Origin of the sequence: Actinomyces wuliandei, assembly GCF_004010955.1 — a bacterium.
Taxonomy (GTDB): Bacteria; Actinomycetota; Actinomycetes; order Actinomycetales; family Actinomycetaceae; genus Actinomyces; species Actinomyces wuliandei.
The window spans coordinates 918,964-943,160 of sequence record NZ_CP025227.1 but is presented as its reverse complement, the minus strand read 5'-3'; the positions used below and the strand labels follow the sequence as shown (position 1 = coordinate 943,160).

At 69.4% G+C, this 24,197-nt stretch carries 25 protein-coding genes, 3 tRNA genes and 1 other RNA gene; 10 read left to right on the top strand and 19 right to left on the bottom strand.

The window, feature by feature from the left end; genetic code table 11:
- Positions 1-75 precede the first annotated feature (75 nt).
- Positions 76-996, bottom strand: coding sequence for an ATP-grasp domain-containing protein (locus CWS50_RS03880; protein ID WP_127841737.1), 921 nt, complete (start codon positions 994-996; stop codon positions 76-78).
- A 186-nt stretch (positions 997-1,182) separates the two neighbouring features.
- Here CWS50_RS03880 and CWS50_RS03875 point away from each other — a divergent pair.
- The 5 genes from CWS50_RS03875 to CWS50_RS03855 all read left to right on the top strand — a co-directional run bounded on the left by CWS50_RS03875 (position 1,183) and on the right by CWS50_RS03855 (position 2,903).
- Positions 1,183-1,258, top strand: a tRNA-Lys gene (locus CWS50_RS03875).
- A 35-nt stretch (positions 1,259-1,293) separates the two neighbouring features.
- Positions 1,294-1,369 (top strand) — tRNA-Lys (locus tag CWS50_RS03870).
- Between the two features lie 426 nt (positions 1,370-1,795).
- Complete coding sequence (locus CWS50_RS03865; protein ID WP_127841736.1) at positions 1,796-2,128, top strand: hypothetical protein; 333 nt, start codon at positions 1,796-1,798, stop codon at positions 2,126-2,128.
- 149 nt (positions 2,129-2,277) lie between these two features.
- Positions 2,278-2,772 carry a peroxiredoxin gene (locus CWS50_RS03860; RefSeq protein ID WP_127841735.1) on the top strand — a complete coding sequence of 165 codons (495 nt, stop codon included), beginning with the start codon at positions 2,278-2,280 and terminating at the stop codon, positions 2,770-2,772.
- A gap of 49 nt (positions 2,773-2,821) precedes the next feature.
- Positions 2,822-2,903: transfer RNA gene (locus CWS50_RS03855), tRNA-Leu, on the top strand.
- Between the two features lie 418 nt (positions 2,904-3,321).
- On the opposite strand, the gene CWS50_RS03850 is transcribed toward CWS50_RS03855, so the two are convergent.
- A complete protein-coding gene (locus CWS50_RS03850) occupies positions 3,322-3,615 on the bottom strand; it encodes an antibiotic biosynthesis monooxygenase family protein (RefSeq protein ID WP_127841734.1) in 294 nt (97 codons plus the stop codon).
- Between the two features lie 171 nt (positions 3,616-3,786).
- Here CWS50_RS03850 and rph point away from each other — a divergent pair, with 171 nt between their 5' ends.
- The gene (gene rph / locus CWS50_RS03845) at positions 3,787-4,626 is read left to right on the top strand and encodes a ribonuclease PH (RefSeq protein WP_243118444.1); all 840 of its coding nucleotides are present in this window, start codon (positions 3,787-3,789) and stop codon (positions 4,624-4,626) included.
- 3 nt (positions 4,627-4,629) lie between these two features.
- Positions 4,630-5,325, top strand: a complete 696-nt coding sequence (rdgB, locus tag CWS50_RS03840) for an RdgB/HAM1 family non-canonical purine NTP pyrophosphatase (RefSeq protein WP_127841732.1) — start codon at positions 4,630-4,632, stop codon at positions 5,323-5,325.
- A 79-nt stretch (positions 5,326-5,404) separates the two neighbouring features.
- Here the strand turns inward: rdgB and CWS50_RS03835 are convergent, their stop codons facing one another.
- From CWS50_RS03835 to clpS, 5 genes are read right to left on the bottom strand one after another with little or no spacing between them, the layout of a single operon-like run.
- On the bottom strand, positions 5,405-5,968 hold the full coding sequence (locus CWS50_RS03835) for a DUF3054 family protein (protein WP_127841731.1): 564 nt from the start codon (positions 5,966-5,968) through the stop codon (positions 5,405-5,407).
- Positions 5,965-6,762, bottom strand: a complete 798-nt coding sequence (locus tag CWS50_RS03830) for an MBL fold metallo-hydrolase (RefSeq protein WP_127841730.1) — start codon at positions 6,760-6,762, stop codon at positions 5,965-5,967. Before CWS50_RS03830 ends, CWS50_RS03835 begins: the two co-directional genes overlap by 4 nt.
- The gene (gene murI, locus CWS50_RS03825; RefSeq protein WP_218973383.1) at positions 6,753-7,622 is read right to left on the bottom strand and encodes a glutamate racemase; all 870 of its coding nucleotides are present in this window, start codon (positions 7,620-7,622) and stop codon (positions 6,753-6,755) included. Before murI ends, CWS50_RS03830 begins: the two co-directional genes overlap by 10 nt.
- 30 nt (positions 7,623-7,652) lie before the next feature.
- Positions 7,653-8,372 (bottom strand): DUF2017 family protein, encoded by a 720-nt coding sequence (locus tag CWS50_RS03820; RefSeq protein WP_127841728.1) that lies wholly within the window; start codon positions 8,370-8,372, stop codon positions 7,653-7,655.
- A complete protein-coding gene (gene clpS, locus CWS50_RS03815; RefSeq protein ID WP_127843217.1) occupies positions 8,372-8,701 on the bottom strand; it encodes an ATP-dependent Clp protease adapter ClpS in 330 nt (109 codons plus the stop codon). Before clpS ends, CWS50_RS03820 begins: the two co-directional genes overlap by 1 nt.
- Positions 8,702-8,935: 234 nt before the next feature.
- Here clpS and CWS50_RS03810 point away from each other — a divergent pair, with 234 nt between their 5' ends.
- Positions 8,936-10,357 carry a nicotinate phosphoribosyltransferase gene (locus CWS50_RS03810; RefSeq protein ID WP_279221964.1) on the top strand — a complete coding sequence of 474 codons (1,422 nt, stop codon included), beginning with the start codon at positions 8,936-8,938 and terminating at the stop codon, positions 10,355-10,357.
- Between the two features lie 117 nt (positions 10,358-10,474).
- Here CWS50_RS03810 and CWS50_RS03805 read toward each other — a convergent pair whose 3' ends face one another.
- The 6 genes from CWS50_RS03805 to CWS50_RS03780 all read right to left on the bottom strand — a co-directional run bounded on the left by CWS50_RS03805 (position 10,475) and on the right by CWS50_RS03780 (position 16,868).
- Positions 10,475-12,229, bottom strand: a complete 1,755-nt coding sequence (locus tag CWS50_RS03805; protein WP_479722558.1) for a DEAD/DEAH box helicase — start codon at positions 12,227-12,229, stop codon at positions 10,475-10,477.
- Between the two features lie 68 nt (positions 12,230-12,297).
- Positions 12,298-12,699, bottom strand: coding sequence for a DUF3039 domain-containing protein (locus CWS50_RS03800; RefSeq protein ID WP_127841726.1), 402 nt, complete (start codon positions 12,697-12,699; stop codon positions 12,298-12,300).
- Positions 12,700-12,884: 185 nt separating this feature from the next.
- Complete coding sequence (gene nagB, locus CWS50_RS03795; RefSeq protein WP_127841725.1) at positions 12,885-13,622, bottom strand: glucosamine-6-phosphate deaminase; 738 nt, start codon at positions 13,620-13,622, stop codon at positions 12,885-12,887.
- 183 nt (positions 13,623-13,805) lie between these two features.
- Positions 13,806-15,527 (bottom strand): transporter, encoded by a 1,722-nt coding sequence (locus tag CWS50_RS03790; protein WP_127841724.1) that lies wholly within the window; start codon positions 15,525-15,527, stop codon positions 13,806-13,808.
- Complete coding sequence (locus tag CWS50_RS03785) at positions 15,503-16,252, bottom strand: ABC transporter ATP-binding protein (protein ID WP_127841723.1); 750 nt, start codon at positions 16,250-16,252, stop codon at positions 15,503-15,505. Before CWS50_RS03785 ends, CWS50_RS03790 begins: the two co-directional genes overlap by 25 nt.
- A 334-nt stretch (positions 16,253-16,586) precedes the next feature.
- On the bottom strand, positions 16,587-16,868 hold the full coding sequence (locus CWS50_RS03780) for an HU family DNA-binding protein (RefSeq protein ID WP_119836144.1): 282 nt from the start codon (positions 16,866-16,868) through the stop codon (positions 16,587-16,589).
- A 526-nt stretch (positions 16,869-17,394) separates the two neighbouring features.
- On the opposite strand from CWS50_RS03780, the gene CWS50_RS03775 reads away from it, so the two are divergent.
- Positions 17,395-18,141 (top strand): FadR/GntR family transcriptional regulator, encoded by a 747-nt coding sequence (locus tag CWS50_RS03775; RefSeq protein WP_127841722.1) that lies wholly within the window; start codon positions 17,395-17,397, stop codon positions 18,139-18,141.
- 204 nt (positions 18,142-18,345) lie between these two features.
- Here the strand turns inward: CWS50_RS03775 and ssrA are convergent.
- From ssrA to ftsE, 5 genes are all read right to left on the bottom strand, one after another.
- Positions 18,346-18,716: a transfer-messenger RNA gene (gene ssrA, locus CWS50_RS03770) on the bottom strand.
- A 184-nt stretch (positions 18,717-18,900) separates the two neighbouring features.
- Positions 18,901-19,470 (bottom strand): SsrA-binding protein SmpB, encoded by a 570-nt coding sequence (gene smpB, locus CWS50_RS03765; RefSeq protein ID WP_127841721.1) that lies wholly within the window; start codon positions 19,468-19,470, stop codon positions 18,901-18,903.
- 194 nt (positions 19,471-19,664) lie between these two features.
- Positions 19,665-20,981, bottom strand: a complete 1,317-nt coding sequence (locus tag CWS50_RS03760; RefSeq protein WP_127841720.1) for a peptidoglycan DD-metalloendopeptidase family protein — start codon at positions 20,979-20,981, stop codon at positions 19,665-19,667.
- A 6-nt stretch (positions 20,982-20,987) separates the two neighbouring features.
- Complete coding sequence (ftsX, locus tag CWS50_RS03755; protein WP_127841719.1) at positions 20,988-21,902, bottom strand: permease-like cell division protein FtsX; 915 nt, start codon at positions 21,900-21,902, stop codon at positions 20,988-20,990.
- 12 nt (positions 21,903-21,914) lie between these two features.
- Positions 21,915-22,604, bottom strand: coding sequence for a cell division ATP-binding protein FtsE (gene ftsE, locus CWS50_RS03750; RefSeq protein WP_127841718.1), 690 nt, complete (start codon positions 22,602-22,604; stop codon positions 21,915-21,917).
- Positions 22,605-22,774: 170 nt separating this feature from the next.
- On the opposite strand from ftsE, the gene CWS50_RS03745 reads away from it, so the two are divergent.
- On the top strand, positions 22,775-23,392 hold the full coding sequence (locus CWS50_RS03745; protein ID WP_127841717.1) for a hypothetical protein: 618 nt from the start codon (positions 22,775-22,777) through the stop codon (positions 23,390-23,392).
- 49 nt (positions 23,393-23,441) lie between these two features.
- On the opposite strand, the gene CWS50_RS13180 is transcribed toward CWS50_RS03745, so the two are convergent.
- Positions 23,442-24,173 (bottom strand): single-stranded DNA-binding protein, encoded by a 732-nt coding sequence (locus tag CWS50_RS13180; RefSeq protein ID WP_180342336.1) that lies wholly within the window; start codon positions 24,171-24,173, stop codon positions 23,442-23,444.
- Positions 24,174-24,197 lie beyond the last annotated feature (24 nt).

Below are 24,197 nucleotides of genomic sequence, written 5' to 3'. Positions count from 1 at the left end.
TACACCCTAATCAAGGACAGCACCTTGATCAGGGTGCCGCGTCGGCGCGGACGGCCCAGGGCGCCCGCCTGAGCCTCACCAGAAGACCCGCTGGGCGATAGCGTCCGCGAAGCCGTCCAGCGCCTCCGACGAGGTCCCCAGGTAGAGAGCGGCGTCAATGAGTGAGACCTCCATGAGGTAGAAGCCGCCCCTGCCGTCACTGACGACGTCCACCCGGTTGAAGAGCAGCTGGACGTCACGCCCGGAGGTCTCCTTGATGAGGGCGTGGATGGCCTTGCGGACACGCTCTCCCCACAGCCACTCCTGCTCGCTGGGGTCGCGGGCGGAGACCTCCTCTCCGTGCACCTCGTCGGTGGCACGGAAGGAGGGGTGGAGCATCGGGTCCTTCTCCACCGCGTGGGAGAGCACCCCGTTGAAGTAGACCAGGGACACCTCCCCCCGCCGGTCCACCTCCTCCAGGTAGCGCTGGACCATCACCGAGCGCCCTCGGCCCAGGTGGTGCACCGCGTTGCTGATCGCCGCCGACCGGGAGCCGGCGTCAGTGGCCGTGTAGCGCCCGGTCCCGCGCCCACCGGAGGAGATAGCCGGCTTGACCACAAAGTCCCCGTAGGCGGGGAACCTGGTGTGGACCTGGTGCTTGGAGTAGCCCGCACCCGGCTCCAGCCAGGTGGTGGGGATTGTGGGGACGCCCAGCTCCGCCAGACGGATGAGGTAGTGCTTGTCGGAGTTCCACGCGACCACGTCGGGCTGGTTGAGCAACCGGGGTACCGACCGGGTCCAGGCAAGGAAGTCCGCGTAGGTGCGCGTGACCGCGTAGTCACGCACGCTGCGCAGCACCACCGTGCCCGAGTCCCCCCAGTCCACCTCCGGGTCGTCCCACACCGCGATCCTCGGCTCGATCCCGCGCTGCCGCAGGGCGTCGGGCAGGCTGCGGTCGTCCTCGTCAAGCTCGGGGTAGTCCTTGGAGGTGGCCAGGGTCACGACGGGATCAGTCACGTGGCCCACAGTACCGCAGCTGCCAGGGCAGCGCCCGCCCCGGCTCGGTCAGGAAGCCGCCACGAGGGCAGCAGCACCAACAGCGGCACCAACGCCACCTGAGATATCTGGCACAGTAGAGCGGTTTCAGACCTCTCCGGCTAGACTGACGCCGACTCACCTCGTAGAGTCTCCCTCTGGCACCAGGCACCGTTAGCTCAATTGGCAGAGCAACTGACTCTTAATCAGTGGGTTCAGGGTTCGAGTCCCTGACGGTGTACCAGGCCTCGGCCGGGACGCCAGCCCGTGCCTGGCTGCGCACCGCTAGCTCAATTGGCAGAGCAACTGACTCTTAATCAGTGGGTTCAGGGTTCGAGTCCCTGGCGGTGTACCACGGCGGACCACAGGGGCTTCCAGCCCTCCGGGTACTCCCAGGCCCCTCATCACGGGGGCAGGCCCCGCCCGCCACTGGACGGGTGCCGCCATGCCCCAGGGCTGTCAGCGGGGGCAAGAGACCAGAGGGACCAGGTAGTCGGCCAGAGTCTGCCAGCAGGCACCCAGCCTGCACGTCGGCACGGCAAGCCGCCCCGGCGTGCAGACGGTGCCGCCCGGACTGCGCGCCGCTGAGGCCGTCAGCCCGGCCCGGGACGAGCGCTCTCCACAGGCTGCGGCCGTGGCGCGTCGTCAGGGCACCAGCCAGGCAGCAGCACTGCGGAGCCCTGAGAACGTCATAGCCCAGTAGTGGCAGCGACGACAGTCCCGCCCGCACAGCGCGACACAGCGGCGACTCAAGACAATGACAGGACGTTAAGGAGCAGAGATGAGCACGCAGACGACCAGCAGCACAGCACCAGCCCGTACAACAGGCTTGCCGGGAGCACCTGCCCGCCGGATCAGGCCACGCCATGACGCCGTTCCGGCCATGACGTGCGCCTGCGCCCTCGAGACCCCTCCGTGGGTCCGACGTGAGCAGGCCGAGCGCGAGCTCGACGCCGCGCAGGCTGAGGTCGCCTCCCTGCCTGCCAGAACCTCCCCCTCCCGCCTGGAGCGCGCCCAGGAGCGCCTTACAGCCGCCCGAGGAGCCCTGGAGAACCTGAGGTGCCCCGAGACCGACGGCGACCGCGAGAAGAGCCCGGCGGCCCTGGCCGCCTGAGTCCCGCCGGGAGCGGTCCTCCCACATCCTCAGCCATCTCCTGAGAGCGAACTCCGTAGGTCCGTGCGTGGCACGCAGCCGCTCAGGGCGGCTCCCGGTGAGAGGATCACTCGCGTCGCGTGCGCCAAAGGAGGACCAGAGGAGGACTCATGCCCCACCTGTCAGCCGGAGACGCTGCTCCGGGCTTCGCCCTGCCCGACGTCGCAGGACAGACCGTGACTCTCAGCGACCTGCTGTCCCGTAGCGACGCAGGGCTGATCGTGTACTTCTACCCCAAGGCGTGCACGCCAGGGTGCACCAAGGAGGCCTGTGACTTCCGCGACTCGGTGGAGAGCCTGGAGCGCGCGGGCTACCAGGTGGTCGGTATCTCTCCCGACTCCCCCGCCACCCAGGCCAGGTTCTCCGAGCGCCACAGCCTGCCCTTCCCCCTGCTCTGCGACGTCGACCACTCGGTCATGGAGGCCTGGGGGGCCTGGGGCGAGAAGAGAAACTACGGCCGGACCTACACCGGGGTGATCCGCTCGACCGTCGTCGTGGCACCGGACAGCAGCGTCGTCCTGGCGCGGTACAACGTCAGGGCCACCGGCCACGTCGCGAGGCTGCGCGCCGAGCTGGGCCTGGACCAGCCGGGCCCGGCAGCCTGAGCCAGCCCTTGCGCGCCCCCGCCCACAGGAGGGTAGAGTGCGTGGCCGAGCGCGAGTGGCGGAACTGGTAGACGCCCCAGGTTTAGGTCCTGGTGCCTTCGGGCGTGAGGGTTCGAGTCCCTTCTCGCGTACCGTGGATGCGGTGTGAGGGCAGTCTCCCCCACGTCCCAGCGATGATCGTCCCAGCGGCGATGCCAACCGGGCGGTACCAGACGGCAGGAAAGCGCAGGGTGCTGCCCGGATCTGGACGGAGGCCAGAGGACACCTGGCCGCCAGCGCGGCGGAAACACACAGAGGCAGGGTGCGGCTGGGGTGGGGCGCCACTCTGCGGTTCCAGGACGGTCACCATACCGTGCGCCTGGTTGGTGCCAGTGTTTAAGGACACAGCAGATCCGCTGCTCTGGAGGCCGCCCGGACGCGCCTAGCACACATCGCCTCCTACGATCCGGCCAGCACCCGCTCACCCCTGTCAGCCTCGCAGCGCTGACAGGGGTGAGCGGCTAAAGGCGGGCCCGGGTCGCACCCGCCTAATCCGCCGCCCCTGCGCGTCTACTCGTCGTGCTGGACGACCTCGAAGCCCAGGACCTCGATGCTCATCCCGCGGCGCACGTCGTCGCTGTGGTCAGCACCGGAGCGCGCCTCCAGCCAGGCCTGGTAGTCCTCACGGGAGTCCCACCTGGTCACCACGAAGTAGCGGTCCTCCCCGACAACAGGGCGCAGCAGCTCAAAGCTCTGGAAGCCCTTCGAGGTGTCCACGGCCCGCTTGCGCGCCGCAAAGCGCTGCTCGATCTCGGCCTCGGCACCCTCGGGGAAGGTCAGGGCGGTGATGTTGACGTAGGTCATGGCTCTTCTCTCCTCACTGCGGCAGAGCTTCGGTGCTCTCGGCGCCTCCACCGCGACGGCTCCGTGTGAGGCTATCCTATGCGGCATACACCATGGTTGGACTGTCACCAGGCTGGGGACAACCGCCCTGCCGCAGGTCCCAAGCCCGGCTGCCCAGGTACCCTGTTCCGCGTGACCACCACCAGCACCTCCCGCTCCTTCACCCGCCGTGACGGCCGTTCCACCGACGAGCTACGCCCCGTGACCATCACCCGCCACTGGCTGGACCACGCCGAGGGCTCCGTCCTCATCACCTTCGGCCGCACCCGGGTCCTGTGCGCCGCCTCCTTCACCGAGGGCGTGCCACGCTGGCGCAAGGGCAGCGGCGAGGGCTGGGTCACCGCCGAGTACGCGATGCTGCCGCGAGCCGGCTCGGAGCGCTCGGGACGCGAGTCGGTACGAGGAAGGCTGGGGGGCCGCACCCACGAGATCTCCCGGCTGGTCGGGCGCTCCCTGCGCGGCGTCATCGACGTCGCCGCCCTGGGCGAGAACACGATCACGCTTGACTGCGACGTCCTCCAGGCGGACGGCGGCACCCGTACCGCCGCCATCACCGGCGCCTACGTAGCCCTGGCGGACGCCGTGGCCTGGGCCACCGCCAGGGGCCTCATCCGTGCCCGCTCCGGCAGGCCGGTGCTGTCCGACTCCCTGTCCGCGGTCTCGGTCGGCATTATCGACGGCGTGCCCTGCCTGGACCTCCCCTACGAGGAGGACGTGCGGGCACACACCGACATGAACGTGGTCCAGACAGGCTCGGGACGCTTCATCGAGGTGCAGGGCACTGCCGAGCACGCAGCCTTCGACCGCTCCGAGCTGGACGCGCTGCTGGACCTGGCTACCGAGGGGAACAAGGCGCTGGCCCTCCTCCAGAGCCAGGCGCTGGAGGGTCCTGGCGACACACCCTGCACCGTCTCCTCCCCGGCCCCTTCCCCTGCATCAGACCACCACGCCCCCACCGTCCCCGGAGCCTGAGCCGTGAACCCGGAGGAGGCCCACCCCCTGGCCGGACGCGTCCCAGACCAGGCACGCCTGGTCCTGGCCACACACAACCCGGGCAAGCTGGCAGAGCTTCGCGACATCCTGGCCCCGCTGGTACCCGACCTGCCCCCTGAGGCGGTCATCTCCGCAGCCGCCCTCAAGGCCCCCGAGCCCGTCGAGAGCGGCCTCACCTTCGCGGACAACGCCCTGCTCAAGGCGCGCGCCCTGGCAGCAGACTGCGGCCTTCCTGCCGTGGCTGACGACTCCGGCCTGTGCGTGGACGTGCTCGGCGGCGCCCCCGGGATCTTCTCCGCCCGCTGGTGCGGGCACCACGGCGACGACACTGCCAACCTCACCCTCCTGCTCAACCAGCTGCGTGACATCGACGACCCGCACCGCACGGCCCGGTTCACCTGTGCCGCGGTCCTGGTTGCACCCGGGGGCGCAGCGGGCAGGCCAGACCAGGAGCGGGTCGTCACCATGGAGCGCCACCTGGAGGGCAGGCTGGCACACGAGCCTCACGGGCACAACGGCTTCGGCTACGACCCGGTCTTCATACCCGCCAGCGAGGACGCGCTCGGGGGCGCAGGGCGCACGACGGCACAGATGGAGCCCGCCGAGAAGAACGCCGTGTCCCACAGGGGCCAGGCCTTCCGCGCCCTCGCCCCTGTCCTGGCGGCCTTACTGGTCTAGCTGCTGGCCTGAGGGCCAGGTGCCGGTCTTCGCCGTCACCCAGGCACGCCTCCCGCCCAGACGCCCTGCGTAGCACCGGCTACGGCGCCACGCCCTCCCCCTGGTCGGCCTCCTGCTCGGAGATCCTGCGGGCCAAGGGGGCGGGAACCAGGGAGTCGTGGGCACGCACGTACCCGTAGAGCCACCGCCACCCTCCCAGGAAGACCAGGAGGAAGGTACCGGTCATCACCGCCCAGGAGGCGTGCCTGCCCAGTGGAACCGCCCCCTGCCCGACCGCGTGCAGCACCGCCCAGACGACCCAGGCCGCACCAGCGACGACGAGCCCCTCAGGGGCGGCCATCTCCAGGTGGTCGCCACGACGGTGGCAGGCGAGCCAGGCCACGGCCCAGCCGACCGCCGCCCCGCAGGCTGCCTGCCACAGGGGCGCGGCAAGGGAGAGGACGGAGCCGAGCGCGTCGGTCGATGCCGCACCGAGCAGGGCCACCAGCGACACCGCCAGAAGGTCTGCCGGGACAACTAGCCACCAGCGGGTGGACCGCCCCCGGGTCCACGGGCAGTCCACGCCGTCGGGCACAAGAGGTGTGTAGGACAGCCGTCGCGTGTCCCCGTCAGCCTCCCCGGCACGGGGGTCCTGGTTGCTCACAGCTGCCACCAGGCCCCTGCGGTGGCAGCCTCCAGGGGACCCGTGAACACGGCCGCAGCCTCCTGCAACGTCACTGCGGGGTCGGTCCAAGGCTGGATGTGGGTGAGCACAAGCCGCCCCGCCCCTGCGTGCGCCGCCAGCTCACCAGCCCGCCGTCCAGTCATGTGCATCCCCGTTGCCGTGTCCCGGTGCTCCACAAACGCCGCCTCCGCCAGGAGGAGGTCCACGCCCTCAGCCATGGTGTCCACGGAGGGGCACCTGTCGGTGTCACCGGTGTAGGCCAGGCTCACCCGCCGCTGTGCGGAGACCTCGCTGGGTCCCTCCACACGGAAGCCGAAAGCCTCCACCGGGTGGAGGGCGCGGAAGGGGGTGATCGTAAGGGGACCCACCTGAACCGGGAGACCGGGCACTGCCGTCTGGAAGACGAACTCGGTACCGTAGGCCTCCCCCTCCCCGGTCCCGTCAACGCCTCGCAGGCGGGGCAGCAGCTCGGAGGGTCCCAGGCACAGGACAGGCCCCAGGGGACCGGAGGGGTTCCAGCGCCGGTAGACGTGCATCCCTACCAGGTCCACCATGTGGTCGGCGTGGCAGTGGGAGATAACCACTGCGTCCAGATCGGCAGGGTCCACGTGGTGCAGCATCTGTCCCATGGCGCCAGGACCCAGGTCCAGAACCACGGAGAAGGTGCGCACAGCCCCGTCACGCCCAGGACCCTGCGCCTGAACCAGGTAGGAGGAGGCCGCCGAGTCAGGCCCTGACATGGACCCTGTGCAGCCGATGACCGTCAGTCGCATTCGCGTTCCTCCACAGCAGGATCGCCAGGAGCCGCGTCGGCAGCAGGCGGGCTGGCGGACGGACCTGTCGCCGTGTCCCCTGCCTGCTGGACGTTCCCGACCTCAGGTCCCAGGAACCGCCGCGCCAGGGCGGCAAAACGCTCCGGGTCCCCTGTGGCCCGAAAGGCGTGCCGGGCGGGGCCAGCCTGGGGGCTGCGCAGAAGGTTACGGGAGGCCAGCGCGCGGTAGACGTCTTTGGCGGTCTCGTCGGAGGAGGTCACCAGCGTGACGTCGTCTCCCATGATGTAGGAGATCGGCCCCATGAGCAGCGGGTAGTGGGTACACCCCAGGACAAGGGTGTCCACACCCGCAGCCTTGACCGGTGCCAGGTACTCCTCGGCCACCTCCAGGACCTCCGAGCCCGCAGTCACGCCGCGCTCGACGAACTCCACGAACCGTGGACACGCCTGACTGGTCAGGGTGACACCCGGGACCACCCCCATGGCGTCCCCATAGACACCGGAGTCGACCGTGCCCTGCGTGGCAACCAGCCCGACCTGGCCGTTGCGTGTCACGTGCGCCGCAGCCCGGGCAGCCGGGTGGATCACCTCGATGACAGGCACCCCCCGGCCCTTGGTGTAGCGCTTGCGGGCCGTGTGCAGGACAGCAGCCGAGGCCGTGTTGCAGGCGATGACAAGGAGCTTGACTCCTGAGTCCACCAGCTCGTCCATGACCCGCAGCGCCAGGCCCCGGACCTCCTCAATATCACGAGGACCGTAAGGACCGTTCGCTGTGTCTCCGATGTAGAGGACCTGCTCTCCGGGCAGCTGGTCGAGGACGGCTCGCGCGACAGTCAGACCACCAACCCCTGAGTCAAACATGCCGATGGGAGCATCATTCACGTGGTGAGACTATTCGGGCACCGTCCCCTCAAGCAGCACGGATACCAGTGATTCCTGCCACCAGGTCAGCATGTCGTAGACGAGGGCGGTGCCTCGGTACCACCGCTGGTGGAAGGTCTCCTCCCGGGGAGGCTCCTCGCAGGCTGCCGCACGGACCGCCTCGGCGTCCTGCGCCGAGGCGATGCCCAGGCGACGCGACAGGACCAGGCGGATGTCATTCATCGCACCCAGCCAGTCAGCCTCCTGCCCGAGGGGGACGACGACCTCACCTTGCCGGGAGGGGGCGCGAAGCTCCCGGGCCACACGGGCCAGGCGCCCGGCCTTGTCCTGACGTAGCCGCTCCCGGGTCAGTGCCCGGACCTCGACCGCGGTGAGGGGGTCCTCAGAGGCCTCGGGCAGGAGGACCTCCAGCAGCTCGACGACCTCAGGGGACACACCAGCGTGCCCCGGTTCAGCCGTCCCGGGTCCACAGGTGCCAGGCTCGGCGCCTCCCCCAGGCGCACCATGTCCGCCAAGCTCGCGCTCCAGCGCTGCCAGCAGCTCGCGGTCACGGTTGCTCTCCTGGGAACGGACCCCGACCCCGGGCGACGTCTCCTGACCAGACCCGCCCGCCCCGTCCTCAGCCTCCAGAAGAGCCTCGGTCTCCAGCACGAGACGGGCCAGCAGCTCACGCTCCCAGTCCGCCACCCTGCTGGCGTAGCCACCCTCAACAGTCTTGAAGGCTCGCATCACGCCTCCCCCGTCGCCTCGTGGGGCGTGCCGTCCCCGCCCAGGGGCTCAATGGTGGCCCGCAAGCCGTAGCCGTGCATGGCGGTGACGTCGACCTCCATGCGCTCACGCGCGCCACGTGAGACTACCGCGCGTCCGACGGTGTGGACCTCGAGCATCCTCGCGTGCGCCAGCGCCACAGGGAAGCCGAAGTAGGAGTGAAAGACCCAGGTGACATAGCTCATGGTGTTGACCGGGTCGTCATGGACCACGGTGCACCACAAGCGCTGTGAGCGGGTGCGAGGCTCTCCCACGGTCTCCGGCTCGGCTACCGGCAGCGCGGCGGTCATCGCGGCGGTCATCGCGGCGGTCATCGCGGCGGTCATCGCGGCGGTCATGGCGTCATGGTACCGGGCACCTGGCAGGCAACGAGCCTGCTCGGCGGACAGGTCCTGCGGCCCCGCACCCGCACCAGCCGCCCGGAGCGGGCGCGCCACCCTGGAGCTGGAGGACGGCCACCGCGAGCATCCCGGACCTTGCCGCGCCAGGACGTCGAAACCGCGAATGCAGGATAGGTTGCTGTCGTGACAGCATCACGGACCACCCACGGCAGTGCTACCAGCACCTCCTTGCTGACCGACATGTACGAGCTGACCATGCTCCAGGGCGCGCTGCGCTCAGGTGTGGCAGACCGTCCCAGCGTCTTCGAGCTCTTCGGGCGACGCCTGCCAGGGTCCCGCCGCTTCGGGGTCGTCGCGGGCACGGGCCGCCTGCTCGACGCCATTGAGGCGTTCACCTTCACTGAGGACCAGATCAGCTTCCTCCGCCACACCGGGGTCGTCGACGACGACACCCTTGACTACCTGCGCAGCTACCGCTTCTCCGGCACGATCCGGGGCTACGCCGAAGGCGAGTGCTACTTCGCGGGCTCACCGCTGCTGACTGTGGAGGGGGGCTTCGCCGAGGCCTGCGTCATCGAGACTCTGGCCCTGTCGATCTACAACTACGACTGTGCCGTCGCCTCGGCAGCCTCTCGCATGACCATCGCGGCGCACGGACGTCCTTGCATCGACTTCGGGGCGCGACGGACCCACGAGCACGCGGCTGTCGCCGCAGCCAGGGCCGCCGTTGTCGGCGGCTTCGCGGGAACGTCAAACCTGGAGGCCGGCCTGGTCCACGGCATCCCCACCTTCGGGACCTCAGCGCACTCCTTCACGCTGGTCCACGACACCGAGCAGGAGGCCTTCGCCGCCCAGGTCGCCTCCTTGGGCACCGGGACGACCATCCTGGTCGACACCTATGACGTGGCTGCGGGGGTGGAACGGGCCGTGACAGCAGCACGCGCCGCAGGCGGCGAGCTCGGAGCAGTGCGCCTGGACTCCGGCGACCTGGTGGCAGGCGCTTTCCAGGTCCGCTCCCAGCTGGACGCCCTAGGGGCGACCAACACCAGGATCACTGTGACCAGCGACCTGGACGAGTACGCTATCGCGGGTCTGGGGGCCGCCCCCGTGGACTCCTACGGTGTGGGCACACAGCTGGTCACCGGGTCAGGGCACCCCACTGCCGCCCTGGTCTACAAACTCGTCGAGCGTGAGGGGCGCCACGGCAGGATGCAGGAGGTCGCCAAGCTCTCCTCCGGCGGCAAGGCGACCGTGGGAGGACGCAAGTGGGCCGGACGGGTGCTGGACGCCAGCGGTACGGCGGTGGAGGAGCTGGTGGTCTCCTGCGCCGCGCAGGAGCAGGGTGAGGCCGTGCTGAGGCAGGCAGGGGCACGCCCGCTACAGGTCACGCTGGTGCACAACGGCCGGATCGTGGAGGACCACCGCGGCACCGCCGCGCTGGAGGCTGCCGCCCAGAGGCACCAGGCCTCACGTGCCGAGCTGCCCTATGACGCGTGGCGCCTGAGCGAGGGAGAGCCAGCCCTGCCGACACGCCTCGTCAACGTGGACGACCTGCCCGCGCAGTCGGCTGCGGCCGCGCTGGACGAGCCGCCCGGACGCCCCTGAGTGCAGGGAGCGGAGCGTCGGGTCACGCCGCCGTCCTCTCAGGGGTCCTGCTGAGGTCCTGCCGGGTCGGTCCTGGGGGTGCCCACCTGCGGGACCCCCTCGTCGAGCCAGGCGACGTCAGCGCCGTCCGACGAACCACCGGCGCAGGGTCTCCACCCGCTGCTCGACCTGCTCAGTCGAGGCCGCAGCCACCTCAGGGCCGCCGCACACGCGCCTGAGCTCGGTGTGGACGACGCCGTGCGGCTGTCCGGAGCGGCGCGCCCAGGCTGAGACCAGCTGTGACAGCTCCTTGCGGGCTGCGGCTCGCCGACGCGCGTCCTCCACCCCAGAGCTCCCCGCCCTGCTGCGGGCCGCAGCAGCCTCACGCTTCTGGGCGGCAATCTGCCTGTCCTGGCGCTGACGCAGCAGCACAGTCACCTGCTCGGGCTCCAGCAGCCCGGGCAGCCCCAGGTACTCCTGCTCCTCGGCCGAGCCCACCATGGCGCCGGTTCCGAACTCACCGCCGTCAAAGAGGACCCTGTCAAACTCTGCCTGAGACCCCATGGCCTCGAAGCCTGGCAGGAGGTCAGCGGAGGCGTTCTCCACCCGGTTGGCCTCAGCCAGGAGCCTGTCCTCCGGGGTGAAGGCAGGATCCTGCGACCCGGCACCCGCCTCCGGTCGGCTCAGGACGTGGTCGCGCGCCACCTCCACCTCAGCCGCCAGCTCCAGCAGGGGCGTCACCGAGGGGAGGAACACCGAGGCGGTCTCTCCCCGTGCCCGGGAGCGGACAAAGCGCCCGACCGCCTGGGCGAAGAACAGGGGCGTCGAGGTGGAGGTGGCGTAGACGCCTACGGCCAGGCGCGGCACGTCCACGCCCTCAGAAACCATACGCACAGCCACCATCCAGCGGTCGGTGGAGTCGGAGAAGGCCTCGATACGGCTGGATGCACCGTTGTCGTCTGACAGCACGACGGTGGGCGCCTCCCCAGTGACAGCCCGCAGCTGCCTGGCGTAGGCACGCGCGGAGGCCTGGTCCGAGGCGATGACCAGCCCGCCTGCGTCAGGCACCTGGCGGCGCACCTCGCTCAGCCGCTGATCGGCAGCAGCAAGGACGGCGGGAACCCACTCACCGGCCGGGTCCAGGGCAGTACGCCAGGCCTGGGACTCCATGTCCTTGGTCAGCGGCTCCCCCAGGCGGGCCGCGACCTCGTCCCCGGCCTTGGTCCGCCACCTCATCTCACCGGAGTAGGACATGAACATCACGGGGCGTACCACCCCGTCACGCAGTGCCTCGGCGTACCCGTAGGAGTAGTCCGCCTGAGAGCGCATGGCGCCCTCGGCGTCCTGCACGTAGCGCACGAAGGGGATGGGGGCCGTGTCGGAGCGGAACGGGGTCCCCGTCAGGGCCAGGCGGCGTCTAGCCGGGCTAAAGGCCTCCCGGATCGCGTCCCCCCAGCTCAGCGCGTCACCGCCGTGGTGGATCTCGTCGAGGACGACCAGGGTCCGGGAGCGGTCGGTCCGGGCACGGTGCAGGTTGGCGTTGGCCGCGACCTGGGCGTAGGTCAGGGCGACACCGTCAAAGTGCGCCCCCAGCGCTCCCTGTGAGTTGGAGTAGGAGGGGTCGATGCGGATCCCGACCCGGGCAGCGGCCTCGGCCCACTGGAGCTTGAGGTGCTCGGTGGGGCAGACCACCGTGATCTTGTGGACGTCCCCGGTGCTGAGGAGCTCTGTGGCGATGCGCAGGGCGAAGGTCGTCTTGCCGGCACCGGGGGTAGCCACAGCTAGGAAGTCCTGGGGCATGGCGCTCATGTAGCGGTCCAGCGCCGCAGCCTGCCACGCACGCAGGGACCCGGCGGTCCCCCACGCAGCACGGCGCGGGTAGGCCGGAGACAGGTTCTGGGCAGCGGAGGTCGATGCCCGTGCGGGGACGTGGTGGGAGCTGTGACCGCGCGGGGCGGGGGTCACTGACCACCTCGCCCAAAGGGGAACCTTGGCCGCCGCGGCCCCTTGCCCCCACCGGTGCCCCCGTCGGCGTCGCTGCCGTCACGCATCTGCTCGTAGATGGCCTTGCAGGTCGGGCACACAGGATAGTTCGACGGGTCACGCCCGGGCGTCCACACCTTGCCGCACAGGGCGACGACCGGCCGCCCCGTGACCGCAGCCGCCGCGACCTTGTCCTTACGGACGTAGTGGGCGAACCGGTCCGCGTCACCGTCATCAGTGGACTGGAGCTCCTCGCGTTCCAGCACCGCCGTGCCTGCGCCCTGCACAGGCTCACCGGCAGGGTCGGACGGCGCACCAGGACCCGCAGGGTCCGCACTGGTGCGGGCGGCAGCAGAAGGGCTGACCAGGAGCTCACTCATGGGCCACAGTCTAGGCCGGTCCCGGACCGCCCCGGGCGCGACGCCGTTGTGTTGCAACTCTCCCTGCCCCTCCCGCTACCGCACCTGGCCAGCCCTCTGCCCCGGCACCAGGGACTGAGGCTCCGCCTCACTGACCCCAACGGCCGGCTGCGGCTCCTGTCCTGGCGGGCGCCAGGGGCTGAGGCCTAGCGGCTCCTCAGGAGGCTGGCAGCCGCAGGGTCCACCAGGACCAGGGCGTCGTCGTGACGCTGCATCACCGTGGCGGGCCAGTCGACGCTGACCTCCCCCTCGACGAGCTGGGCGACAGCCTCGGCCTTGCCCTCGCCGGTGGCAATGAGTACCAGCGAGCGCGCCTCCATGATGGTGGCCAGGCCCTGAGTGATGCAGTGGGTGGGCACGGCGTCGACGTCCCCGCCGAAGAAGCGGGCGTTGTCACGGCGGGTCTGCTCGGTCAGCACGTCCACGTGGGTGCGGGAGTCCAGGGGGCCACCCGGCTCGTTGAAGCCGATGTGTCCGTCAGAGCCGATCCCCAGGATCTGCAGGTCGCAGTAGCCGGCCGCCGCCATGTCCTCCTCGTAGCGCGCACAGGCCGCCTGGAGGTCCTCAGCCAGGGCGTCAGGGCCGTGGAGCGAGCCCGGGCGCATGTCCACGCGGGAGCGCAGGTTGACCTCCATGAAGGTGGCGTAGCGCTCCGGGTGGCCTGCTGGCAGCCCGACGTACTCGTCCAGCATAAAGCCGGTGACCTGCGCAAAGCTGATGCGGCCTGCGGCGCAGCGCCGGGTCAGCTCGTCGTAGAGCGGCAGCGGGCTGGAGCCTGTCGCGGTCCCCAGGACGGCGTCCGGCTTGGTGGTCAGCAGGGCCTCGATCTTGTCCGCGGCTCGCTCGGCGATGGCCTCGGCGGTGTCCAGGATGACAAGCTCCACGGTGGTGTCCTCTCTGAGGTGTCTGTTCTGAGGTGTCTGTTCTGAGAGTCTGGGAGGTCTGGTTGTCGGATGGGACCTGGCCGGGACCGGCGCGCCTGCTCCGGCGGCGTGACAGTCACGACACGTCACTGTACTCCGCAGGCTCCTCAGGTCAGGCAGCCCCGGCAGATGTCGCCGCGCCGCTCACGTCTCCTGGGCGTGCCGGGGCCAGGAGCGGATCGTCGCCAGGATCTCAGGCCCGCGCTGGTCAAGCCAGCGCCCGCCCAGGGTCGTTCCCACCACGACGGCGCCTGCACCCCACAAGGCTCCTACCACCAGGACCACCCAGCCCCACCACGGGGAGGCACCGGACAGGACCGCCCCCAAGGCCGCCCCGAGCACAGGAGCTGCGGCGAGGAGGATGACGAGCATCCCGAGCGTGTGGACCAGCGCCGCGACGACGACAGTCCCCGAGGTACGTGACACCAGAGGGCTCTCGCCCGGGGCATTCGTCTCGTAGGGCATGAGGACGCTGGCCAGGCAGGACCACCCCAGGGAGCACCCGTGCAGCGCCACGCAGGCTCCCACCAGGGAGGCGACCGCGTCCCAGCGGCCGGTCCACCAGCACAGCCCGACCGCAGCAGCAAGGACGACCGGCGCCTGCCAGGGCAGGGCACCGACAGCCCTGCCCAGAAGGTCCTGCCTGCCGGGCAGACCCGCGCTGAGGTTGCTCCACAGCGCTGTGGAGTCCCCACCCAGGTCGTTGTGGACCGACCACCCCACCATCAGCGCCAGCGCGGGAGCCGCCATGAGGAACAGGCCGGGGGCCTGCCCGGCAGCGAGACTGACGCCGACACCGTCGACCTCGGACAAGGCCTGAGCCGACCCTGTGGCCGCGCCGACCACAAAGAACACTGGCAGCATCACGGCTGAGACAGCCATGACCAGGTAGCGGGGGTCAGTCCTCCAGTAGCGCATGCTGCGGGCGGCGACGGCGCAGGCCGGCCCGGGCAGGAGACGGCCCAGCCTGCGTGACCACGGCAGGACGTCGAGGGCACCCGCCCCGAAGGACCCGGGCTCCTGCGAGGTGGGTGCCCCGTAGGTACGCGACCTGCCCGACCCGCGGCCGGGCGTGGTCATGACCCGGGTGACGACGCGCTCCCAGGGACGCAGCAGCAGCACCGGAACCAGCCACGCCCCCAGCGTCAGGGCCGCACCGACCAGTGGCGCTCCCGTGGCAGCGAGCCCGGGCGCGGCAAAGGCCCAGCCCAGCGGTGACAGTGAGACGACCTGTCCGGCCGTGCGCAGGCCGACCTCGACCCCCTCCGAGGTGCTGAGGAACCTGCCCAGGACAGCGGGGACCAGGCAGGCCACGAAGTACACCACCGTGGCAGCCAGGGCCACCCGCTCCTGACCGCGCCGGGAGCCGGAAATCCCTATCCACACGACCACCACCCGTGAGACGACCACACAGGTGGCCAGGGCCGCCGGTGCGCACACCAGGGCCAGCACCGCCGCCAGAAGCTGGCCGGACACCAGCCAGGTCAGGGTCGGCAGCAGGCACACCACAGCCGTGGCGGCCCCGGAGGCCCCGCAGGCGCCGGCGACAAGCAGCCCCTGCGCCAGCCTTCGGGAGGGTGCGGCCCACGCGGCAACGGCGCGCGGGTCGAGTGAGGAGTCAAGGCCTGTGGCCAGGAGCGGCAGGAGGATCCAGCCCAGGACCAGGAGTGCCCCCAGTGACCCGAGAACGACGGACACGGTCTGGGGGTCACCGACCCTCCCCAGAGCGAGCGCTCCGACCGTGAGGACACCCAGCCCGCCCAGGGCCGTGGCTCCCCCGACCACGGTTCCGACCAGTGCCCAGGTGCTGCCGCGCAGGGCGTTCAGGGTCAGGAGCCACCTCATCTTGACGAGGGTTGCAACCATGACAGTCCCTCCGTGCGCACCTCGGCACCGACAAGCTGGGTGAAGCGCTCCTCCAGGGTGCCCCCGGCCGCGACCTCCTCGGTGGTGCCAGCCGCAGCCACACGCCCCGCGTTGATAATGGCCACGTGGTCGCACAGGCGCTCGACGGTGGCCATGACGTGGCTGGAGACCACCACGGTCCCGCCCGCCTCGGCAAAGCTGCGCAGGATGGTCTGGATCGTCTGGGCGGAGATCGGGTCAACCGCCTCGAAGGGCTCGTCGAGGACCAGGATCGAGGGCGAGTGGACCATGGCACAGGCGAGGTGGACCTTCTTGCGCATGCCGGCGGAGTAGTCCGCCACCATGGTGGTTCCCGCCTCCCACAGTCCCAGCACCTGGATGAGCTCGGTCGCGCGAGGCACGACGACGTCGCGGTCCAGACCGCGCAGCAGCCCTGAGTAGGTCACCAGCTCCAGCCCGTTGAGCCGGTCGAAGGTACGCAGGCCGTCTGGCAGGACGCCAAGGTGGGCCTTGGCAGCGGGCAGGTCCGCCCAGACATCCACGTCGTGGACGTGTACACGCCCGGCGTCAGGACGCAGCAGCCCTGTAGCCATGGACAGCATGGTGGTCTTTCCCGCCCCGTTGGGACCGACAATACCGTAGAAGCTGCCAACCGGGACCTCCAGGTCAAGGTGGTCCACGGCGACCTTGGAGCCAAAGGCCTTGACCAGCCCCTCCGCCTGCAGCGCGACCTGGCGCCGGGCACCCTGCCTGCCATCGGCGTCGTCCGGGAGCGGGGGGGGACAGGAAGGAGTCCAGCGAGGCGGCGGGGGCGCTCGCGCGGCGGGTGGACCCGGAGGTGGGGCGGTGTGCCAGACAAGGCTGGAGCCTCCCCGGCGGAGGCGTAGAAGATCTCATTCCTTCAGGTTACTCGGGGCAGGCAGGACGCACCTCCGCCGCCAGGACGATGCGCCTCGGACTCAGGGACGACCTCGGCAGCAGCAGGCCCCGGGCAGGACGCTGGTCCACATGTCCTGCCCGGGGCACTCACGGATCCTCACTGGGTCTGCGCCCCGCAGGTCACTGAGAGACTGCCTTCTTCAGGGAGGAGCCGACGGTAACCTTGACGCCGTAGCCAGCGGGAATCTGGATCTCCTCGCCAGTGCGGGGGTTGCGACCGGTGCGTGCAGCACGCTCGACACGCTCCACACCCATGAGACCCGTGATCTTGACGGACTCGCCCCTGGCGACGTTCTCAACCAGGACGTCCTGGAACGCTGCCAGAAACGCGTCAGCATCAGTCTTGGTCAGGCCAGCCTTCTCGGCGATGGCGGCAATGAGCTCAGTGCGGTTGACGGACATCTCTTCCCTCTCGATCGTGGGTGGGCACCCGTATGTGGTGCCGCTGCTGGCTACGCTACGCATAGAACCTCAGTTTTGTCAGGTACAGAGCGGGTGTCGCGCCGGGAGCTGAGTAACAATTCACCGTTCTCAATCACAACTGTCACACAAGCCCCACGTGGACCAATCCTTGGAATAACGCCGTTTTCTTCTTAGCTCCACCTGGGCGGCCCACTCAGTACCGGGCCACGAGAGCACTACGGAACGGGCACGCAGGGCAGCACCGGGACAGTGACCGAGACAGTGACCAGGACAGTGACCAGAACAGTGACCAGAACAGTGCCGCCAGGTCCTCCTGAGGCTCCCGACGACCACGTCTCCCACGCCTCCACCACGCCTTCCCCCGACCCGCCTGCCGATCCCGGCACCACGGCGCCTGGCGTTGCACTTGTCTCGGGCCTCTGGTAACACCTCTGTCACAGGCTCGGGACCGCGGTTGCCAGCACACGACCGCACGAAGCGACGGACAGCAAAGGACGTGGACGCCATGCAGACACCACTGGGAGTACTGGCTGACCTGACGCTGAGCCCCACGACCCAGTCGTCAGCCGCCATGACAGAGATCAAGGAGTACATCCTGCGGGAGAACCTTCGGCCGGGAGACCCCCTGCCCACCGAGTCCCGCCTGTGCGCAGACCTAGGGGTCTCCCGGTCCTCAGTCCGTGAGGCGGTACGCACCTTGGTCGCCCTGGACATCGTGGAGGTACGGCACGGCCACGGAATGTTCGTGGGACGCGCCTCCGCCCGTCCCGTGGTCGAGTCACTCGTCTTTCGCAGCCGGCTCACCCCGCAGGGTGACTACAGGACTCTGCTGGACCTGATCCAGGTGCGCTCGACGCTGGACCAGGCTGTTGCCGGGCTCGTGGTGGAGGCCTGGCAGGGAAGAGCGGACGAGGACCTTGACGAGACCGCCAGGATGATCAGCACCCTGGCACAGCAAGGACAGCCCTTCACCGAGCAGGACCGTCACTTCCACGTCAGGTTGCTGGAGCCGCTGGCCAACCAGCTGTTCCGGCACCTGGGTGAGGCGTTGTGGGCGGCCCACACGATGGCCGCACCTCTCCTGGGAGCCCCCTCCCCCAGCGACGTGGTCAGCGTGGCCCAGGCGCACACGCAGATACTGGAGGCCGCCCGCAGCGGTGACGTGGCAGCCTACCGTGAGGCGACGGCCCGGCACTACGCCCCGCTGCTGGAGCTCCTCGCTCCTGCGCCCGGTGGGCAGGCACCCCGGTAGGAGGACGCTCAGAAGAAGGCCGGGAAGGTACCAGGACAGGGCGCAGGAGCCGCAGGAAGCCGTCGGCACCAGTCGTGAAGTCTGCCAAGACCAGGAGGAGCAGGAGGAAAGAGGAGACCGGGAGGACTGAGGACTCTATAGGGGAGCAGGAGGCCAGGACGACAAAGCGGGTCCTGGCCGCGCACTGCGGCCAGGACCCGCCTCGGGTGGAGATGCGGGGAATCGAACCCCGGTCCGACGGGCATGCAACAGGGCTTCTCCGGGTGCAGTCCGCTTCTGTCTTTCTCGGCCCCGGCGTCTCACACGGACAAGGACGCCGACGGGCTCAGCCGGTCAGGAGTCCCAGGAAGCCTACCGACACGACTCCCTGGCAGTGGCTCCCAGAATGACGCCAGTCACCGGAGCGGGAGCGCTCCCCGGGCTGACGGACCTCAGGACTCGCTCAAGCGGCGAGGGTGAAGTCGGTGCGAGTGTTATCGGCACCTATTGGTTCGCACAGAGCGTTGACGAGATGACTGTGCATCCTCGACCCGCTTCCCCTGAACCCACGACCGTCGTCGAAACCGATCATCCCCTGTGTAGTTGTGCCTGTCCGAAACCATGCGCCCAAGGAACAAGAAGTCCTTGGACGCAGCACGGCGGACAGTAGAAGAGTACCAAGATCTGGCCCCGCTTGTCCATGCGCAGCAGAACCATCCTCTCCTACCCGGTGCAACCCAGTGCCTGCTACCCAGTGCTCCTGCTGCTCCCACGGCTTTTCTACCCCGCCCGTCCCCCACGTCGCCGCCGGGCCTCAGCCACCGCCCGGGCAGCCTCGCGTCTGTCCTGGGCCTCACGCAGGGCATGGCGCTTGTCCCAGTCCTGCTTCCCGCGAGCCAGGGCGATCTCAATCTTGGCCCGGCCGCGGACAAAGTACAGCTCCAGCGGAACCACGGTATACCCCTTGGCCTGGACCCTGGAGGCCAGACGCTCCAGCTCGCCACGGTGCAGCAGGAGCTTACGCTTGCGCCGCGGGGAGTGGTTGTTCCACGTCCCCTGGAGGTACTCCGGGATGTGCGCGCCCTGCAGCCAGGCCTCCCCGTGGCGGTCGATCTCGATCCAGGCCTCCGTCAGGGAGGCCCGCCCCATGCGCAGGGCCTTGACCTCGGTTCCAGTCAGCACCAGCCCCGCCTCGTAGCGGTCCTCAATGAAGTAGTCGTGGGCTGCCCTCCTGTTACGGGCAACCGTCTGGTGGGCGTCAGCAGCAGCCTTGGCCCTCTGCGCCGCAGTGGGCTTGCGGCCCTTCTGGCCGACGGCGGGCCGCGCAGACTGACCAGTCCTGGGCGTCATGGGGACCTCCTCTGACAGACTCCGGCCGGACAACATGACGGGCCACTACGGCACGACGCAGCCAGGATTCTACGCACCGAGTCAACCTGCTGCCCTCCGCACGTGCTCCCGATGGAGCCTGCCGCGCCCCTGCTCCGCGCCGCCTCCGCAAGACCGCGCAGGAGAAGAACCGCTGTCTGCGGCCTGCGGGGCTCTCAGAAGCCGGCCAGGGTCATCGGGTCCACAGAGACTCCGTTGAGGTAGACCTCGAAGTGCACGTGGGGACCCGTCGCCCCTCCAGTCATCCCCGTCAGGCCGATGGTGTCCCCCTTGGAGACGCTGGCCCCGTTACCCACGGAGTAGGCGGACAGGTGGCAGTAGGCCACCACCACTGACTGGCCGTCCACCATGCCACCGTTGACGAACATCCCGTTGCCGCACGAGCCGTTCTGGTTGTAGGTCACGGTTCCTGACACCGCCGCGTACTGGGGGGTGCCCTGAGAGGCGACCAGGTCCACGCCCGCGTGGAGACGGCTCGTCCCCGTGATCGGGTGCACCCGGTAGCCGTAGGGCGAGGCGACCACCAGGCTTCCGGAGATCGGGCGGGCGATGCTGCCGCTGCCGAGATCCGTGCTGCTGGACGAACTCGGCGGCGGGGCGGAGGTGCCTCGGTTCTCCTCGTCAATCCTGGCGATGGTCGCGGCAGCCTCCTCCTCGTCGGCCCGGGCCTGGGCCTGCTGGTCCTCCAGGTCGGCCTTCTGGTCCTCAAGGGTGGTCGTCGCCTCCCGGGCGCTGGCCTCCAGGGAGGCCACCTCGTCCCGTTTGGTCTGGGCGGCGTCCCTGGCTGTCTGGGCAGCCTGCTCAGCGGCGTCGGCATCGGCCTTGAGCGTGGCGACACGCTCCGTCGCCGCGTTCTGCCGGGTCTCCCGGTTGGCGTCCTGGGCCCGCTCAGCCTCGGCGGCTGCAAGCACCGCCTCCTGCACCCCAGAGCCGATCTCCATGGCCGCAGCACGCCTGGACAGCTGGTCCACGTCCTGGGAGGCCAGCACGTAGGTCCATGAGGTCACGGAGTTGTCGCCCTCGTAGGTCGCTGCGACGATCTGGGCCACAGAGGTGGAGGCCTCGGAGGCGACCTCCTGGGAGGCCTCCGCCTCCTCCTGGATGGATGCCAGGCTCGTCTGCGCCGTGTCCAGGCGGTCGGCCGCGATCTGCTGCTCACGCTCCTTCTCCGTCAGGGTGGTCTCCGCGTCGCTCAGCTCGGTCTCGGCCGTGCTCAGGGCAGCCTGCGCGTTCTGCAGGTCCAGGTAGGCCTGACCGAGCTCGGTGCTGACTCCCTCCAGCGAGGCGACGAGCTCGTCCTGCTTGCGCTGGGCCTCCTCCTGGCTGGCGACCGCGTCATCGCGCTCGTCGGCCAGGACCGGCACGCCCACCACCACGGCCAGGACCAGGCTGGCTGCCACGCAGGCCACAACGAGCAGCCTCCTGAGGGGCAGCAGGCCCGTACCGGTCACCGAGACAGGGAAGGACAGCATGGCTGATCAGATCCTCGTGTACTTGGACAGGGAGTAGGCAGAGGACAGCGCCGCCAGGACGACAGCGGCCAGGACCAGCCACGGCGCCAGCGTCAGGACGGCCCCCGTTCCGATAAAGGCGCTGGTAAAGGTCATCGAGCTGGCGAGCCACCCCTCGACGACGTAGTGCACGCCCGCCCACAAGGCACCCACTGCCAGCAGGGCACCGACCAGGGCGGCGATGACCCCCTCAAGGATGAAGGGCAGCTGGATAAAGAGGTTGGAGGCACCAACCAGCCGCATGATGCCGGTCTCGCGGGAGCGAGACATGGCGGACAGCCGAATCGTGGTGGAGATCAGCAGGACAGCAGCCACCGCCATAATGGCCGCCAGCCCTCCGGTGATCCAGGAGGCCCGGTTCATGACCAGAAACAGGGGCTCCAGGGTGGCACCCTGGTCAATGACACGCTCAACGCCGTCCTGGCCGGTGAACTGCTCGGCGACGACCTCGTAGTTCTCCGGGTCCACCAGCTTGATGCGGAAGGAGACCGGCATCATCTCCTCGGTGGCGTTACGCCCCACCGCAGAGTCCCCGTAGGCGTCCATGAAGTTCTCGTAGGCCTCGGCCTTGCTCTCGATGTGGTAGCTGTCCACGTAGGAGTCCAGGGTCCCGTTGATACGTTCCTCGACGGCGTCAACCTGCTCCTGGGTGGCCTCCCCGTTGACGCACCCGGGGAAGGCTGAGGCCTGGGGGCACATGTAGACCGAGACCTCGACCTCGTCGTACCACTCCCCCCTCATGGTGGAGATCTGGGCCTGGAGCAGCCCGGAGGCACCAACGAAGAGCAGCGACACAAAGGCCACCAGGATGACCGAGACAGTCATGGCCAGGTGACGAGCCAGTCCCTTGACGGTCTCAGAGAGGATGAAACGAAGTCGCATGCGCTGTCTCCTTCAGCGGTCCGAGCCGTAGACGCCACGAGCCTGGTCACGCACGACCTGGCCACCCTTGAGCTCAATAACACGTTTACGCATCTGGTCCACGATCTCGTCGTCGTGGGTCGCCATGACGACAGTGGTTCCTTGACGGTTGATCCGGTCGAAGAGCCGCATGATACCGACCGAGGTGGACGGGTCGAGGTTGCCGGTAGGCTCGTCAGCAAGAAGGAGCTTGGGACGGTTGACCATGGCACGGGCCACCGCCACCCGCTGCTGCTCGCCGCCGCTGAGCTCGTGGGGAAGCCTCTTCTCCTTGCCCGACAGGCCGACGAGCTCCAGGGCCTCAGGGACTGCGGACAGGATGTAGTGGCGCGGCTTGCCGATGACCTGGGAGGCCAGGGCGACGTTCTCCAGGACCGTCTTGTTCTCCAGCAGACGGAAGTCCTGGAAGACGAACCCCATCTCCCGGCGCAGCTGGGGCACCTTCCAGGTGGAGACCTGGGAGAGGTCACGCCCCAGGACGTGGATGCTTCCAGATGTCGGCCTCTCCTCACGAAGCACCAGGCGCAGGAAGGTGGACTTGCCCGACCCCGAGGCGCCGACAAGGAACACGAACTCGTCGCGCTCGACCTCGATGTCGACCTCGTCGAGCGCAGGACGTGCACCTCGTTTGTAGACCTTGGAGACGTGGTCAAAACGGATCATCAGTTGGCTGCTCCCCCGTGGCTGCGACTCGGGCACTGCGCCCAGGCTCGTAGCCACCGTATGCGCCGGACCCGTCTTTCACTGTTGTGACACGCCAGCAGCCGATGTGGGCTGTAGCGGCAGCAGGACCAGGCCCGCCCGGCGGGCTCGCCAGGACTACCCTGGCGCCCATGGAGGATCCTGGCGTCGGGAGCCGGGGAGACGACCCCGCCACCACCCACGTGGACGTGGGCAGCTGGGCTCGGTTCACCTCCTCCCTGCCTGCCTTCCTGGACACCTTGTCGCACGCCTGCCCGGGCAGCCCACGAGTGAGCAGCCACCTGCTCGGCAACCACGAGTCCCGCAGCACGTCACAGGGCCGGACCACTCCACCGCCACCGGAGGCGCTGGTACTGACAGCGCCACCGCCACCACACCACGACGCCGAGGACCCGCTCACCCGCTCCCCGTCGCGGGTGCCACAGGTGCCGTGGATGCCGTGGAAACTGCCCCACCGACGGCGCCGACCACCATCACCAGAGCCACCAGCAGTCGTGCTGGCACCGCGCCACGACGGGACCGAGGTACTCCTGCCGCTCCTGGACGCCTCAGGTCGCGCGCTGCTGGGCCCGCAGGAGCGCCGGAGCCTGGAGGTCCTTGGCTGGCACGTGAGCCCCACCGCAGCATCACGGCTCCTGCCTGACAGCACGGCAGCCGCAGAGATGACGGCACGCATCCTGGTCGAGATCCTGCACGTCGCGCACCCGGCGGACCTCCGCTGCCGCCTGGAGGTGCCCAGCACGTCCTGAGCAGACCAGCCCAGGCCTCAAAGCTCCGCCTCAGAGTCCCAGGGCTGTCTCAGAGTCCCAGGGCTGTCTCAGAGTCCCAGGTCGCTGCGGCGTCGGCCACCACGTACTCGGGGGCTGACGGCACAGCGCGACCAGAGCCAGCAGGCACAGCAGTCGCCTCTCTCACGGCGACACCGTGGCTGCCGAGGAGCGCGGAGCGGCTGGAGGCGTCCGCATCGGCCGCGTCCTGCACGTCGTCGACGACGTCCACCTCGGCGAGCCCGCCTGCGGCGTCCCCGCCACCGGCCGACAGGGGCTCAGGAAAGGCCGAGATCCCTGCCGGGAGCCTCTCAGAGACCCCCGCAGGGCTGTCAAGGGCTCCAACGGTCTCACCGCCAGGCGAGCGCCCTTCCTCACGGGTATCGGGCACCGAGGGCGCGTCCGCAGCCCGGACGCGCGCGAACCGGCTCTCACCACGCGTCAGGTCGTGCCCCACCGACCACAGCGTGATCACGTTGGAACTGTGAGTGCCCTCCGACGTGCTCCAGGTCTCCTCGGACAGGCGGCCCGTCAGCAGCACCGGGTCGCCCTTGCGCAGGGAGAGGCTGAGGTTCTCCGCAAGGCGGCCCCAGGCCTTGGCTGTGAACCATATGGTCCCGGCGTCCTGCCACCCCTGCTCGGTCCGGTAGGACGGAGTGACCGCAACTCGGAAGCGACAGTAGGCACGTCCCCCTTCAGTACGGGACAGCACAGGATTTGTTCCCAGAACGCCCTGGACAGTGAGGTCAGGCTGACGAGTCATAGCGTGCTCCTTGACTCCCAGGCG

What these genes read in the sequence shown, in the direction of transcription:
- CWS50_RS03865 (WP_127841736.1), top strand. Translation starts at nt 1,796, where the DNA reads ATGAGCACGCAGACGACCAGCAGCACAGCACCAGCCCGTACAACAGGC.
- CWS50_RS03860 (WP_127841735.1), top strand. Translation starts at nt 2,278, where the DNA reads ATGCCCCACCTGTCAGCCGGAGACGCTGCTCCGGGCTTCGCCCTGCCC.
- CWS50_RS03850 (WP_127841734.1), bottom strand. Translation starts at nt 3,615, where the DNA reads ATGACCTACGTCAACATCACCGCCCTGACCTTCCCCGAGGGTGCCGAG.
- CWS50_RS03830 (WP_127841730.1), bottom strand. Translation starts at nt 6,762, where the DNA reads ATGCGACTGACGGTCATCGGCTGCACAGGGTCCATGTCAGGGCCTGAC.
- murI (WP_218973383.1), bottom strand. Translation starts at nt 7,622, where the DNA reads ATGTTTGACTCAGGGGTTGGTGGTCTGACTGTCGCGCGAGCCGTCCTC.
- CWS50_RS03820 (WP_127841728.1), bottom strand. Translation starts at nt 8,372, where the DNA reads ATGCGAGCCTTCAAGACTGTTGAGGGTGGCTACGCCAGCAGGGTGGCG.
- clpS (WP_127843217.1), bottom strand. Translation starts at nt 8,701, where the DNA reads ATGACCGCCGCGCTGCCGGTAGCCGAGCCGGAGACCGTGGGAGAGCCT.
- CWS50_RS03800 (WP_127841726.1), bottom strand. Translation starts at nt 12,699, where the DNA reads ATGAGTGAGCTCCTGGTCAGCCCTTCTGCTGCCGCCCGCACCAGTGCG.
- CWS50_RS03790 (WP_127841724.1), bottom strand. Translation starts at nt 15,527, where the DNA reads ATGGTTGCAACCCTCGTCAAGATGAGGTGGCTCCTGACCCTGAACGCC.
- CWS50_RS03780 (WP_119836144.1), bottom strand. Translation starts at nt 16,868, where the DNA reads ATGTCCGTCAACCGCACTGAGCTCATTGCCGCCATCGCCGAGAAGGCT.
- CWS50_RS03775 (WP_127841722.1), top strand. Translation starts at nt 17,395, where the DNA reads ATGCAGACACCACTGGGAGTACTGGCTGACCTGACGCTGAGCCCCACG.
- smpB (WP_127841721.1), bottom strand. Translation starts at nt 19,470, where the DNA reads ATGACGCCCAGGACTGGTCAGTCTGCGCGGCCCGCCGTCGGCCAGAAG.
- CWS50_RS03760 (WP_127841720.1), bottom strand. Translation starts at nt 20,981, where the DNA reads ATGCTGTCCTTCCCTGTCTCGGTGACCGGTACGGGCCTGCTGCCCCTC.
- ftsX (WP_127841719.1), bottom strand. Translation starts at nt 21,902, where the DNA reads ATGCGACTTCGTTTCATCCTCTCTGAGACCGTCAAGGGACTGGCTCGT.
- ftsE (WP_127841718.1), bottom strand. Translation starts at nt 22,604, where the DNA reads ATGATCCGTTTTGACCACGTCTCCAAGGTCTACAAACGAGGTGCACGT.
- CWS50_RS03745 (WP_127841717.1), top strand. Translation starts at nt 22,775, where the DNA reads ATGGAGGATCCTGGCGTCGGGAGCCGGGGAGACGACCCCGCCACCACC.
- CWS50_RS13180 (WP_180342336.1), bottom strand. Translation starts at nt 24,173, where the DNA reads ATGACTCGTCAGCCTGACCTCACTGTCCAGGGCGTTCTGGGAACAAAT.